The organism is Rhizobacter fulvus (assembly GCF_964020785.1).
This window is the reverse complement of sequence record NZ_OZ224516.1, coordinates 2,638,006-2,651,563: the sequence shown is the minus strand read 5'-3', so window position 1 is coordinate 2,651,563 and position 13,558 is coordinate 2,638,006. Positions and strand designations below refer to the sequence as shown.

The 13,558-nt window shown below is 69.9% G+C and carries 10 protein-coding genes; 8 read left to right on the top strand and 2 right to left on the bottom strand.

Annotated elements, in window-relative coordinates:
• The first annotated feature begins 3 nt into the window (after positions 1–3).
• A complete protein-coding gene (locus tag ACWH49_RS12575; protein WP_448171779.1) occupies positions 4–972 on the top strand; it encodes a LysR family transcriptional regulator in 969 nt (322 codons plus the stop codon).
• Here the strand turns inward: ACWH49_RS12575 and ACWH49_RS12570 are convergent.
• On the bottom strand, positions 917–1,474 hold the full coding sequence (locus ACWH49_RS12570; RefSeq protein WP_448171778.1) for an Lrp/AsnC family transcriptional regulator: 558 nt from the start codon (positions 1,472–1,474) through the stop codon (positions 917–919). The two genes, ACWH49_RS12575 and ACWH49_RS12570, sit on opposite strands and share 56 nt — an antisense overlap.
• Before the next feature lie 175 nt (positions 1,475–1,649).
• Here ACWH49_RS12570 and ACWH49_RS12565 point away from each other — a divergent pair, with 175 nt between their 5' ends.
• The 6 genes from ACWH49_RS12565 (at position 1,650) to ACWH49_RS12540 (ending at position 10,850) form a co-directional block, all read left to right on the top strand.
• Positions 1,650–5,213, top strand: a complete 3,564-nt coding sequence (locus tag ACWH49_RS12565) for an indolepyruvate ferredoxin oxidoreductase family protein (RefSeq protein ID WP_448171777.1) — start codon at positions 1,650–1,652, stop codon at positions 5,211–5,213.
• On the top strand, positions 5,210–5,803 hold the full coding sequence (locus tag ACWH49_RS12560) for a YceI family protein (protein ID WP_448171776.1): 594 nt from the start codon (positions 5,210–5,212) through the stop codon (positions 5,801–5,803). Before ACWH49_RS12565 ends, ACWH49_RS12560 begins: the two co-directional genes overlap by 4 nt.
• 251 nt (positions 5,804–6,054) lie before the next feature.
• Positions 6,055–8,178 carry an Ig-like domain-containing protein gene (locus ACWH49_RS12555; protein ID WP_448171775.1) on the top strand — a complete coding sequence of 708 codons (2,124 nt, stop codon included), beginning with the start codon at positions 6,055–6,057 and terminating at the stop codon, positions 8,176–8,178.
• 139 nt (positions 8,179–8,317) lie between these two features.
• The gene (locus ACWH49_RS12550; protein WP_448171774.1) at positions 8,318–9,775 is read left to right on the top strand and encodes a histidine kinase; all 1,458 of its coding nucleotides are present in this window, start codon (positions 8,318–8,320) and stop codon (positions 9,773–9,775) included.
• A complete protein-coding gene (locus ACWH49_RS12545) occupies positions 9,772–10,008 on the top strand; it encodes a hypothetical protein (protein ID WP_448171773.1) in 237 nt (78 codons plus the stop codon). Before ACWH49_RS12550 ends, ACWH49_RS12545 begins: the two co-directional genes overlap by 4 nt.
• A complete protein-coding gene (locus tag ACWH49_RS12540; protein WP_448171772.1) occupies positions 10,005–10,850 on the top strand; it encodes a LytR/AlgR family response regulator transcription factor in 846 nt (281 codons plus the stop codon). The genes ACWH49_RS12545 and ACWH49_RS12540 overlap by 4 nt, the downstream gene beginning before the upstream one ends.
• Here the strand turns inward: ACWH49_RS12540 and ACWH49_RS12535 are convergent.
• On the bottom strand, positions 10,837–11,559 hold the full coding sequence (locus ACWH49_RS12535; RefSeq protein ID WP_448171771.1) for a lysoplasmalogenase: 723 nt from the start codon (positions 11,557–11,559) through the stop codon (positions 10,837–10,839). The two genes, ACWH49_RS12540 and ACWH49_RS12535, sit on opposite strands and share 14 nt — an antisense overlap.
• A 183-nt stretch (positions 11,560–11,742) precedes the next feature.
• Between ACWH49_RS12535 and ACWH49_RS12530 the strand changes: the two genes are divergently transcribed.
• Entirely contained in the window at positions 11,743–13,557 is a 1,815-nt protein-coding gene (locus ACWH49_RS12530) for a DUF1800 domain-containing protein (protein WP_448171770.1), read from the top strand.
• The last annotated feature ends 1 nt before the right edge of the window (position 13,558 follow it).

Sequence of the window (13,558 nt, the reverse complement as noted above, 5' to 3'; positions counted from 1 at the left end):
TCAATGCCGCGCCTCGACCTGAACCGCTCCGGCGAGATGGACGCCTTCGTCCAGGTGGTCGAGCGCGGCGGCTTTTCGGCGGCGGCGCGGCACCTGTGCATGACGCCGTCGGCCATCAGCAAGCTGATCGCGCGGCTCGAAGCGCGCCTGGCCACGCGGCTGCTGCACCGTTCGACCCGCAAGCTGACGCTCACGCCCGAGGGCCGCGAGTTCTACGAGCGCAGCACGCGCGTGCTCGCGGACATGGACGAGGCCGAGCGCCACGCCTCGGCCGGCGCCGCGCCGCGCGGGCGGGTCAGCGTCAACGCCAGCGTGTCGTTCGGCCAGCACGTGCTGATCCCGCTGGTGCCGCAGCTGCTGGCGCTGCACCCCGAAATCACGCTGGACATCGTGCTGACCGACCGCGTTGTGGACCTGATGGACGAGCGCACCGACATCGCAATCCGCTGGGGCCGGCTGCCGGCCTCCGACCTGATTGCGCGGCGCATCGGCGAGACCGGGCAGGCGATCGTCGCGTCGCCCGCGTACCTCGCACGCTGCGGCACGCCAAAGGTGCCGGCCGACCTCGAACCGCACAACCGGCTCGGCTCGAACTACCGGCGCCAGGTGCCAGACTGGCCGCTGCGCGTCGATGGCCGGCTGATCGCGGTGCCGCTCGTCGGCAACGTGCGCGCCGGCGATGGCGAGACACTGCGCCGGCTGGTGCTGGAAGGCGTCGGCATCGGGCGGCTCTCGCTGTACCACATCCGCGCCGATCTCGAGGCGGGCCGGCTGGTGCCGTTGCTCGAGGCCTTCAACCCGGGCGACGTCGAGCCGATCCACGCGGTCTGCCTCGGCAAGGCCGGCCGGCTGCCGGCGCGCGTGCGTGCGGTGCTCGACTTCCTGGTCGCGAACGCGGGCGTGGAGGAGCCCGCGATCAGGCGCGGACGCGGCTCCGCAGGTGGGTCAGCGGCAGCGCGGCGCCGGCCTTGACCTCGCCGAGCGAGAAACTGGTGTGCAGATCCTTCACGTGCGGCAGGTGCAGCAGCGTGTCGCGCGAGAACTTCGAGAACGCGTCGAGGTCGGTCGCCATGACCTGCAGTTCGAAGGTGCCCGAGCCGGAGATGTAGTGGCACGCGATCACCTCGGGGATGCGGCGGATCTTCTCCTCGAGCTCGCGGGTCGATGCGGCGTTGTTGCGGTCGGCGTCGATGCGCACGAACGCGAGCACGCCCAGGCCGATCTTGCGGCGATCGATCTCGGCCCGGTAGCCGGTGATGAAGCCCTGGTCCTCCAGCCACTTCACGCGGCGCCAGGTCGGCGCGGCGGACAGGCCGACCCGCGCCGCAAGCTCGGTGTTCGACAGCCGCGCGTCGTGCTGCAACTCGTGCAGGATCAGCAGGTCGTAGCGGTCGAGGTCGGCACCGTGTGCCTCGGCCGCCGGCGTCTCCAGGGCCGGAGGGGACTTACCCGAAGTCGGCCTTTTCAGCGCCATTTGCTTTCCCTTTGTCCAATCACCGCAAGATTATTGCTTGAACACCCCATTTCAGGACAAAGATAGAAAAGACACGCCGCCAGCGATTCCCTAAACTGTGCCTCGCGCACCCCGTCGCCACGAGCGGCGGCGCGTGCGCCCGAACGAACCCCGTCACTGCTGGAGTATCGAGAAGATGAACGCACCGCTGCCCGAGTCGATCCGCAAGGCCATCGAGACCGTGTCCCTCGACGACAAGTACGCCCTCGAGAACGGCCGGGCCTTGATGAGCGGGGTGCAGGCGCTGGTGCGCCTGCCGATGCTGCAGAAGAAGCGGGACGCGTTCGCCGGGCTGAACACCGGCGGCTTCATCAGCGGCTACCGCGGCTCGCCACTCGGCGGCTACGACCAGGCCCTGTGGCAGGCCAAGAAGCACCTGGCGGCGCAGAACATCCAGTTCGTGCCCGGCGTCAACGAGGAACTCGCGGCCACCGCCGTCTGGGGCTCGCAGCAGCTCGACCTGTACCCGCAGAGCAAGAAGTTCGACGGCGTGTTCGGCATCTGGTACGGCAAGGGCCCCGGCGTGGACCGCTGCTCCGACGTCTTCAAGCACGCCAACATGGCCGGCACCTCGAAGCACGGCGGCGTGATCGCGCTGGCCGGCGACGACCACATCGCGAAGAGTTCGACCGCGGCGCATCAAAGCGACCACATCTTCAAGGCCTGCGGCCTGCCGGTGTTCTTCCCTTCCAGCGTGCAGGACATCCTCGACATGGGCCTGCACGCCTTCGCGATGAGCCGCTTCGCCGGCGTGTGGTCGGGCATGAAGACGATCCAGGAGATCGTCGAATCGACCGCCAGCGTGTTCGTCGACCCGGACCGGGTCGACATCGTGCTGCCCGAGGACTTCCCGATGCCCGAGGGCGGCCTGCACATCCGCTGGCCGGACGCGCCGCTGGAGCAGGAAGCGCGGCTGATGGACCACAAGTGGTATGCGGCCCTCGCTTACGTGCGTGCGAACAAGCTGAACCACAACGTGATCAGCGGCCCGAACGACCGCTTCGGCCTGATTGCCAGCGGCAAGGCCTACAACGACACGCGCCAGGCGCTGCACGACCTGGGCCTGGACGACGCCGAGTGCAGGCGGCTGGGGATCCGGCTGCACAAGGTCAACGTGGTGTGGCCGCTGGAGGCGACGATCACGCGCGACTTCGCGCAGGGGCTGCAGGAGATCCTGGTCGTCGAGGAGAAGCGCCAGGTCATCGAGTACCAGCTGAAGGAAGAGCTCTACGGCTGGCGCCCCGACGTGCGCCCGAACGTGCTCGGCAAGTTCGACGAGGCCGAGGGCGACGACTCCGGCGGCGAATGGAGCCGCCCGAACCCGAGCCAGAACTGGCTGCTGCGCGCGCAGGCCGACCTGACGCCCGCGATCATCGGCAAGGCGATCGCCAAGCGCCTGAAGAAGCTCGGCGTCGACAGCGACACCGCCGCGCGCATGGACGCCCGCATCGCACTGATCGAGGCCAAGGAGCGCTCGATGGTCGTGCAGGCGATCGACACCAGCGACCGCACGCCCTTCTTCTGCAGCGGTTGCCCGCACAACACCAGCACCCGCGTGCCCGAAGGCTCGCGCGCCGTGGCCGGCATCGGCTGCCACTACATGACGGTGTGGATGGACCGCAGCACGACCACGTTCAGCCAGATGGGCGGCGAAGGCGTGTCGTGGGTCGGCCAGTCGGCATTCACGACCGACAAGCATGTGTTCGCGAACCTCGGCGACGGCACCTACTACCACTCGGGGCTGCTCGCGGTGCGGCAGTCGATCGCGGCCAAGGTCAACATCACCTACAAGATCCTGTTCAACGACGCGGTCGCGATGACCGGCGGCCAGCCGGTCGACGGCACGCTGAAGGTGCCCGAGATGACCCGCGAGCTCGACGCCGAAGGCGCGGTCAAGATCGTCGTCGTCACCGACGAGCCCGAGAAGTACGAGGAAGGCGACATCAAGGCGCGCCTCGCGAAAGGCGTGACGGTGCACCACCGCGACGACCTCGACGCGATCCAGAAGCAGCTGCGCGAGATCGAGGGCTGCACGATCATCATCTACGACCAGACCTGCGCGACCGAGAAGCGCCGCCGCCGCAAGCGCGGCACGCTGGTCGATCCGGCCAAGCGCGTCATCATCAACGAGCTGGTCTGCGAGGGCTGCGGCGACTGCTCGGTGCAGTCGAACTGCCTGTCCGTCGAGCCGGTCGAGACCGAGTTCGGCCGCAAGCGCCGCATCAACCAGAACACCTGCAACAAGGACTACTCCTGCGTGAAGGGCTTCTGTCCGAGCTTCATCACCGTCGAGGGCGGGCAACTCAAAGGGAAGAAGAAGGACACGTCGCGGCCGAACCCGTTCGCGCTGCCGCCGCTGCCCGAGCCCGCGCTGCCGCTGGCCGAGACGCCGTGGGGCATCGTCGTCGCCGGCGTCGGCGGCACCGGCGTGATCACGATCGGCCAGCTGCTCGGCATGGCCGCGCACCTCGAGGGCAAGGGCATCGTCACGCAGGACGCGGCCGGCCTGGCGCAGAAGGGCGGCGCGACCTGGAGCCACATCCAGATCGCGAACCGCGCCGAGGCGATCCTGACCACCAAGGTCGGGACCGCCGAGGCCGACCTGGTGATCGGCTGCGACCCGATCGTCACCGCGAACAAGAGCACGCTGGTGGTGATGCGCGAAGGCCGCACGTATGTCGCGATGAACACCCACGGCACGCCGACCGCGGCGTTCGTGACCAACCCGAACTGGCAGTTCCCGGCCGCGAACTGCGACGCCGCGGTGGCGAACGCGGCCGGCGGCAATGTCGGCACGCTGGACGCCGATGCGCTCGCGGTGCAGCTGGTCGGCGACTCGCTGTACACGAATCCGCTGATGCTCGGCTACGCGTGGCAGAAGGGCAAGGTCCCGCTGTCGCACGCCGCGATGATGCGGGCGATCGAACTGAACAACGTCCAGGTCGAGAACAACAAGCTGGCGTTCGAGTGGGGCCGGCGCGCGGCGCACGATCTCGCAGCGGTGCAAGCGCTGCTCAAGCCCACCAACGTGATCGAGTTCGTCAAGAAGACCACCAACCTCGACGACATGGTCACGAAGCGCGTCGAGTTCCTGACGGCCTACCAGAACGCCGCGTACGCCCAGCAGTACAAGGCCTTCGTCGAGAAGGTCCGCGCCGCGGAAGCACCGCTGAACACGAAGAGGCTGAGCGAGGCCGTCGCCCGCTACCTGTTCAAGCTGATGGCCTACAAGGACGAGTACGAGGTCGCGCGCCTGCAGAGCGACCCGGCCTTCCTCGCGAAGATCGCCGCGCAGTTCGAAGGCGACTACACGCTGAACTACCACCTCGCGCCGCCGCTGACCGCGAAGAAGAACGCGGCCGGCGAATTGCAGAAGTCGAAGTTCGGCCCGGCCATGCTGACCGGCTTCAAGTGGCTCGCGAAGCTGAAGGGACTGCGCGGTACCGCGTTCGATGTGTTCGGGCGCACCGAGGAGCGCAAGACCGAGCGCGCGCTGATCGACGAGTACAAGGCGTCGATCGACGAGTTGCTCGGCTCGCTGAACGCCGGCAACCTCGCACTCGCCACCGAGATCGCGCGCATTCCCGAAGACATCCGCGGCTACGGCCACGTGAAGGAGCGCCACCTCGCAGCCGCGCGCCCGAAGTGGGCCGCGCTGATGACCGAATGGCGCGCCGGCCGGCAGCAGCGCGCCGCTTGAGCGCGCCCGCGGCACTGGGCGCGCTGGTGCTCTGCGGCGCCGCGTCCGCGGCGTTCGCGCAGGCGTCGGCGCCGGCTGCCGCCGCGCCGACCTGGACGCTCGATCCCACGCACACGTTCGTCCATTGGGAGGTCGTGCACATGGGCACCTCGACCATCCGCGGCCGCTTCGACAAGGCGGCCGGCAGCGTGCAGTTCGATCCGAAGGCGCAGCAGCTCGATGTGAGCATCGCGGTCGACACCGCCTCGGTCAGCAGCGGCGTGCCGATCCTGGATGCGCTGCTGAAGGGCCCGTCGATGCTCGACACCGCGGCGAACCCCCAGGCCTTTTTCGTTGCCCGCGGCGCGACCTTCGACGGCGACCGGCCGCGCGAACTGCGCGGCGAGTTCACGCTGCGCGGCGTCAGCCAGCCCCTGACGCTGCGCGCGCTGCGCTGGAACTGCGGCCTGAACCCGCTGTTCCGCCGCACCGTCTGCGGCGGCGACTTCGAAGCGCAGATCGTGCGCAGCAGCTTCGGCATCACGCACAGCCTGCCGTTCGTCGCCGACACCGTGCGGCTGGTCGTGCAGGTCGAGGCGATCTCCCCCTGATCAGCGTGGCCAGCGCCGGGCCGCTCCCAAGCGGCACGCACCCGCCCGGCGGGTGGTGCGGTACCCCGCGCCGGGTGCTCCGTCTGCCACCCCCGGCTTGCGGGGCGGACTATCCCTAGCCTGCCGCGCAGCGTCGGCGGCTATAACCGCACACCGGCCCGCCGAGGCCAGTGCACGCGCGTTCGCGCGTCGGCGACAACAACCCGCAGGAGACTTTCAGAATGAACTTCCGCCTTTCAAGGACGTCAGCCATGTTCGTCGCGCTGGGCCTGGCCCCCGCCCTGGCGCTGGCCGCCGGCGTCGCCGTCCGCTTCGACGTGTCCGACCCGGCCGCCAGCCCGTTCCCGAGCGACCGCTTCACGCAGCCCGACTTCACGAACAACACGCTCAAGCGCGTGGCGCTGCCGAAGCCGAACTGCGCGGTGCGCGTGTCCGACTGCGCCGACATCGATGTGATCAACACGCTCGACGGCTTCAACACCCAGCCGCGCATCACGATCCCGTTCACCGGCAACATCGACATCGCCTCGGTCAACAGCAACACCGTCTACCTCGTGAACCTGGGCGACACACTCAGTGGCGCCGGCGCGGGCCGTAAGGTCGGCATCAACCAGATCCAGTGGGACAGTGCCGCGAAGACGCTGGTGGTCGAATCCGACGAGCTGCTCGAAGAGCATTCGCGCTACCTGCTGGTCGTCACCAACGGCGTGCGCGATGCCGCCGGCGACCCGATCGAGGCCGGCGACTTCGGCCGTTTCCGCCACGACCTGAACTTCGGCCAGACCAAGGACCGCGCGCTCGCCGACTACCGCAAGACGCTGCTCGATGCCGGGAACGCCTCGGGCGCGCCGCGCCAGCAGGCCGTCGCGCTCAGCGTGTTCACGACCCAGAGCATCAGCGCCGATCTGCTGAAGATCCGTGCCCAGATCCAGGCCGCAACGCCGGCGCGCGCGAACTTCATGATCGGCAACGGCGGCGCGGTGCGCGCCGTGTTTCCGGTCGCGGGGCTGCAGGGCATCCAGTGGCAGCAGCAGACCGGCACCGCACCGTCGTTCACCGCGTCCTTCGTGCCGACGCCGGCGCTGCAGGTCTATCCCGGCGCGGTCGCGAGCGTGGCGTTCGCCAAGTTCCGCTCGGCCGACTACACCAACGCCGCGAAGGTGATCCCGGTCACCGGCACGATGACCGGGGTGCCGCAGCCGCAGGGCGTCAACGACCTGGTCATGGAAGTGTTCCTGCCGAGCGGTCCGCGCCCGGCCGGCGGCTGGCCGGTCGCGATCTTCGGGCATGGGTTCACCGACAGCATGTATGGCGCGCCTTGGACCGTCGCGTCGACCTTCGCGCACTACGGCATCGCCACCGTCGCGATCAGCGTCGCCGGCCATGGCGGCGGCGCGCAGGGCGTGCTGAACGTGTTGCCGACCGGCGGCGCGCCGGTGGTCGTGCCCTCGGGCGGGCGCGGCATCGACCAGGACGGCAACGGCAAGATCGACTCGACCGAAGGCGTCGGCGCGGTCGGGGCGCTGTCGATCGTCTCCAGCCGCGACGGCCTGCGCCAGACCGTGGCCGACCTGATGCAGCTCGTGCGGCAGATCCAGGTCGGCGTCGACGTCGACGGCGACGGCGCGGCCGATCTCGATGCGAACCGCATCTACTACGCCGGCCAGTCGTTCGGCGGCATCTACGGCACGATCTTCCTCGGCGTCGAAGGTGCGGTGAAGGCCGGCGTGCCGAACGTGCCGGGCGGCTCGATCACCGAGGTCGCACGACTCGGCGCGTTCCGCGTGCTGACCGGCCTGGCGCTCGCGACGCGCCAGCCGCAGCTGCTGAACCTGGCGCCGACCGCACAGCTGCCGGTGCCGTACAACTTCAACGAGAACATCCCGCTGCGCAACCTGGCGCCGTCGATCAACGCGGTGCCGGGCGCCAGTGCGATCCAGGAGGTGCTGGAGCGCAACGAGTGGGTGCAGCAGGCCGGCAACCCGGTCTCCTACGCCGCGGCGATCCGCAAGCAGCCTTACGCCGGCAACGGGCCGAAGCCGGTGATCCTGCAATTCGCCAAGGGTGACGGCACGGTGCCCAACCCGACGACGACCGCGATCGTCCGCGCCGGCGCGCTGGCCGACCGCACGCTGCTGTTCCGCAACGACCTGGCCTATGCGGCGACCGGCGGCGCGATCCCGAAGAACCCGCACACCTTCCTGACGAACATCGGCTCGGCGGCCGGTGCGCCGTTCGCGGTGGCGGCGCAGACGCAGATCGCGCTGTTCTTCCAGTCCTTCGGCACGCTGACGATCGACCCGGACGGTGCGAGCCCGATCTTCGAGATGCCGATCGTGCCGCCGCTGCCGGAGACGCTGAACTACCTGCCGTAAGCGGCGGGCACGCACCGGTCCGTCGGTGGCCGGTGCAGCCTGTCGCACCGCCGGCGCAGGCCATCGCAGCGCGGTCGCCCGCGGCCGGCGGGCCGCCTACAGTGCGGGCCATTGCACCCTTGCGCCCCGGCCCGCTCCCATGTCCGATTTCGCCACCACCGTCGCCAGCACCTGGAAGACCGTCTCCGCCACCGCGGTCCGGCTGTTCCACCAATACGGCAACTGGCTGGTCGGCATCAGCTGGTGGCGCTTCGGCGCCTTCGCGCTGCTGCTGCTGATCCTGACCAGCATCCTGCAGAAGCTGCCGCCGTTCCGCACCTCGTGGAGCGAGATCGTCGAGGACATCCCGACGGTCACGGTGCCGCCGATCCCGCCGATCCCGCCGATCAAGGTGCCGAAGATCCGCATCGAAGCCCCGACCACGCCGTCCAGTCCGGCCAGCGGCGGCCAGGACGACGACGTGCTGATCTCGATCGACGGCAAGGGCGTGCGGATCACGTCGCGCAGCGCACCGGCGGCGGCATCGGCGCCCGCTTCGGGCGCGGCGAGCGCGGCCAGCCCGGCCCCGGACCCGGCGTCGGCGGCATCGACCGCCGCCGATGCCGGCAGCTCGATCCAGATCGCGCTGCCCGGTGCGACCCGCGAGACGATCCGCGAGGCGGTGCGGGCCGCCCGCGAGGCGGCGCGCGAGGCCACCCAGGAGGCGCGCCAGCAGGCCGAAGAGGCCCGCCGCGAAGCCCAGGAGGCGATCGAGGAGGCGCAACGCGATGCCGAGGAGGCGCGCCGCGAAGCCCAGGAGGCGCGCAAGGTCAAGCGCACCCGGGTCGTCCACCTCGGCGATTCGCTGACCGACCTGGCGTTCTTCTGGATCGTCGCGTCGGCGCTGCTGAAGGTCACCTACAAGGGCCGCATGCAGGCCGAGGTCAAGGCCGCCGAGGCGACCGAGACCGCCGAGTCCGAGCAATTGAAGCGCCAGGTCGTCGAGGCGCGGATGGCGGCGATGCAGGCGCAGGTCGAGCCGCACTTCCTGTTCAACACGCTGGCCAGCATCGACCACCTGATCGAGACCGACCCGCCGCGCGCCAGCCAGATGCAGAAGAACCTGATCGCGCTGCTGCGGGCCTCGATGCCGACAATGCGCGAGAACCACCCGGCCGCGCACAACCTCGGCCGCGAGATGGCGGTGATCCGGCCCTACCTCGAGATCCTGAAGGTGCGCATGGAGGACCGGTTGCAGACCGAGATCGCGGTGCCGGACGGATTGCTGTCGGCCGACTTCCCGTCGATGATGATCCAGAGCCTGGTCGAGAACGCGATCAAGCACGGCCTCGAGCCGAAGGCCGAAGGCGGCAAGCTCACCGTGCGCGCCGAGATCGTCCACGGCAAGCTCGCGGTGACGGTGGCGGACACCGGCCTGGGCTTCGGCCGCGCCGCGACCGCCGGCACCGGCGTGGGCCTGAACAACATCCGCGAGCGGCTGCAACTGCTGTACGGCAGCAAGGCCTCGATGACGGTCGCCGAGAACAACCCGAGCGGCACCGTCGTGACGCTGACGGTGCCGTACCAGGCCCAGACCCGTGAAGGAGAGTCCGCATGATGCTCACGCTGTTGGTGCTCCTGATCGTCGCGTTCGTGATTCCGCTGGCGGTCCTGCTGCCGCTGGCGATCGCCGCGGTGCTCGTGGTGGCCGTGCTGCTGGTCGTGGCCGGCGTGCTCGCGACGGTGTTCTCGCCGCTGATCCTGCTGGCGCTGTGCATCTGGCTGCTCGTGAAGCTAGTGCGCGGCAGCCCGCGCAGCCGCACCCCGGCGGGCGCTACGATGGCTGGATGAACACCACGCCGATCCCTTCACCGACGCGCGCCCCGCGTGCGCTGATCGCCGACGACGAGCGCCTGATGCGCGAGCAGCTGCGCGCGCGCCTGGCCGAGGTCTGGCCCGAACTCGAGATCGTCGCCGAGGCCAAGAACGGGCTGGAAGCGGTGTCGATGACCGAGTCGGAGCACCCCGACCTGGTGTTTCTCGACATCCGCATGCCGGGCATGACCGGCGTCGAGGCGGCGCGGGCCATCGCGCAGTTGCCGGTCGACGAGGAGGCCGAGGGCTGGCCCGGCTGCGAGATCGTCTTCATCACCGCGTACGACCAGTACGCGATCGAGGCGTTCGAGCAGGGCGTGGTCGACTATGTGCTCAAGCCCGCCGAGCGCGAGCGCCTGACGGTCACGGTCGAGCGCATCCGCAAGCGTCTGGCCCAGCGCGCCAGCGGCAACCCCGCCACCGACGATCCGCCGCCGGCGATGCAGCAGCTGCTGCAGAAGCTGGCCGCGAAGATGGACCCGGCGAAGGCGCCGACGCTGCGCTGGATCCAGGCGACGGTCGGCCAGAACATCCAGATGATCCCCGTCGACGAGGTGCTGTTCTTCATCTCCGACGAGAAGTACACCCGCGTGCAGACCGCGACGATCGAAGCGCTGATCCGCAAGCCGATCAAGGAACTGATCGAGGAGCTGGACGCCGACATGTTCTGGCAGATCCACCGCTCGACGCTGGTCAACACCAAATTCATTGCCGGCGTCAGCCGCGACCTGCGCGGGCGTCAGCTGGTCGCGGTGAAGGGGCACCCCGAGAAGCTCGAGGTGAGTCGCAGCTTCACCGGGCTGTTCAAGGGGATGTAGCGGGCCGCAGGGCCGCCGCGATGCACCCCTGCGCGACCCAGTAGGTCGCGAGGATCCACAACGACGCCAGCGGCAGCGCCGACGCGAACTTGTTGATCGCGAGCAGGCTGTCGGAGACCATGAACAGCGCCCCGCCGAGCGCGGCCGAGCGCGCGAGCGCCGCATCGGCCGAGCCCCGCGCGACACTGCTGCGCCACCACGCGCCCGCCTGCGCCGCCATCGTCGCCAGGCACACGACGTAGGCCACGACCGGCGCGCGCAAGGCGGTCGGGATGCCCGGCCACAGCGGCGTGAGGATCAGCGCCGCGACGCCGCCGTACACCGCGAACACCACCGGTCGCGCCCCGAGCCGCAGCGGCACGCAGAACGCCGCGATGTAGGCCAGGTGCGCGAGCAGGAAGGCGACCAGGCCAGGCAGGAAGCCCTCCTTCGGCCACAGCAGGGCCACGTCGCCCGCGAGCGACAGCACCAGCCCGACGAGCACGAGCCGGCGCTGCTTCGGCGCGTCGGTCCCGCGCGGCCAGGCGTACGCGATGACCAGGGCGGTCGTCAGCGGCTTCAGCACGAACAGCCAGGACGGCGGCAGCGTGCCCAGCGCCGCGAGGATCGCGCCGATGCCGCTCGCGAGCGCGAGCCCCGCCAGCGCCGGCAGCGCTCGCGCCGGCGTCATGCGCGGGCCTTCGCCGGCAGCTTCGTTCGTCGTCCTCATCACGTTCGGGTCTCCTCGCGCCGGGATTGTGCGTCCGTCGCGCGGGCCCCGATCCTGCTGCTTGGGAGGTGACCCCGGTTCCATGGGTGCGGGTGGTCGCAGACGGTGACAAGCGCGACCTGCGTGGTCGGTTGTGTAACCGGCGCGCGCCAGGATTCAAGCTCTTCGAAAGCAGTTGAAACGATGAATTCACCTCAAGACACGATGCTGCGCCGCTTCGGTGTCGCACTGACCTGGCGCCGGACCAGCGCACTGCTCGGCACCGCGGTATTGCTCAGCGCCTGCGGCGGCGGCAGCACCAGCGATCCGGGCAGCACCGACAGCACGCTCGCCGCCGGCACGACCGACCAGGAAGCGCTGAAGAAGCGTGCACCGGCGCCGTCTCCCGCGCCGGCACCCGCCCCCGGCCCCGCTCCCGCTCCGGCGATGACGACCGCCGATGCGGTGCGCCTCGCGGCCCAGGCGAGTTTCGGCCCGACCGAGGCGCTGGTCGCGTCGATCAGGAGCCAGGGCGCGCAGGGGTGGCTCACCGCGCAGCTGGCCTCGAGCGCATCCCGCTACAGCGGCGGCAACGGCGGCGAGGTGCACCAGTACACCGGCAGCGGCGACTTCTGCGACGGCAAGGGCAGCAACTGCTGGCGCGACTGGTCGTCGACCGAGCCGCTGCTCTGGGACTTCTACCGCAACGCGGTCAACCAGCCCGACCAGCTGCGCCAGCGCGTCGCGTTCGCGTTGCAGCAGATCGTGGTGGTCAACAACCTCGAGGTCAGCGGCACCTACGGCTTCCGCCTGTACTACAACAACCTGCTCGACAACGCCTTCGGCAACTACCGCCAGGTGCTCAGGAAGGTCGCGCTGTCGCCGGTGATGGGCGACTTCCTGAACAACGCGAACAACGACAAGGCCGCGCCGAACGAGAACTTCGCGCGCGAGCTGCTGCAGCTGTTCAGCGTCGGCACCTGCGAGCTGAACGCCGACGGCAGCCTCAAGGGCGGCGTGTGCACCGCCACCTACGGCAACGACACGGTGCGCTCGTATGCCTACGCGATGACCGGCTGGACCTACCCGGCCGGCGGCGCCACGCCGTGGGGCTGCTGGCCCAAGGGCCTGAACTGCCGCTACTACGGCGGCGACATGGTGCCGGTCGCGACCTTCCACGACACGGCCGAGCGCAAGCTGCTGTCCGGCATCACCGTCGCCGCCGGCACGGCCGCCGCGCCCGCGCTCGAAGCGGTGCTCGACAGCCTGATGGCGCACCCCAACATCGGCCCGTTCATCGGCAAGCAGCTGATCCAGCACCTCGTCGCGAGCAACCCGTCGCCGGCCTACGTGGGCCGCGTCGCCGCAGCGTTCAACGCCGGCAAGTACGGCAGCGTCGGGACCGGCGTGAAGGGCGACCTTGCCGCCACCGTCAGCGCCGTGCTGCTCGACGCCGAAGCGCGCAGCGCGACCCCCGCCCGCAACGCCGGTCGCCTGCGCGAGCCGGCGCTGATGTTCGCGGGCGTGCTGCGCGCGCTGAACGGCCAGACCGACGGTCATGCGCTGAGCTGGTGGTGGGGCGCCAGCCTGCGCCAGCACGTGTTCCGCCCGCCGTCGGTGTTCAATTTCTACCCGCCGGATTACCCGGTGCCCGGCACCGCGCTGGTCGGTCCGGAGTTCGGCGTCCACAGCGCCAACGCCGCGCTCGAGCGCCTGAACTACCTGACCTATCTGCTCGACTGGGGCGGCTCGCCACCGGAGGCGGACGTGCCGAACGCGGTCGGCAACAAGGTCGATCTCAGCGCCTTCACGACCGGCGCGGCCGACGCCGCGGGGCTGGTCGACCGGCTCTCGGTGCTCGCCACCGGCGCGCCGCTGCCGGCCGCGCCGCGCGACAAGGTGATCGCCGCCGTCGCCTGGTGGACCGATCAGAACGACCCGACGAACTGGAAGACGAACCGGGTGAAGGCCGCCGCCTACCTCGTGTTCGGCTCGCCCAACTACCAGGTGCTGCGCTGAG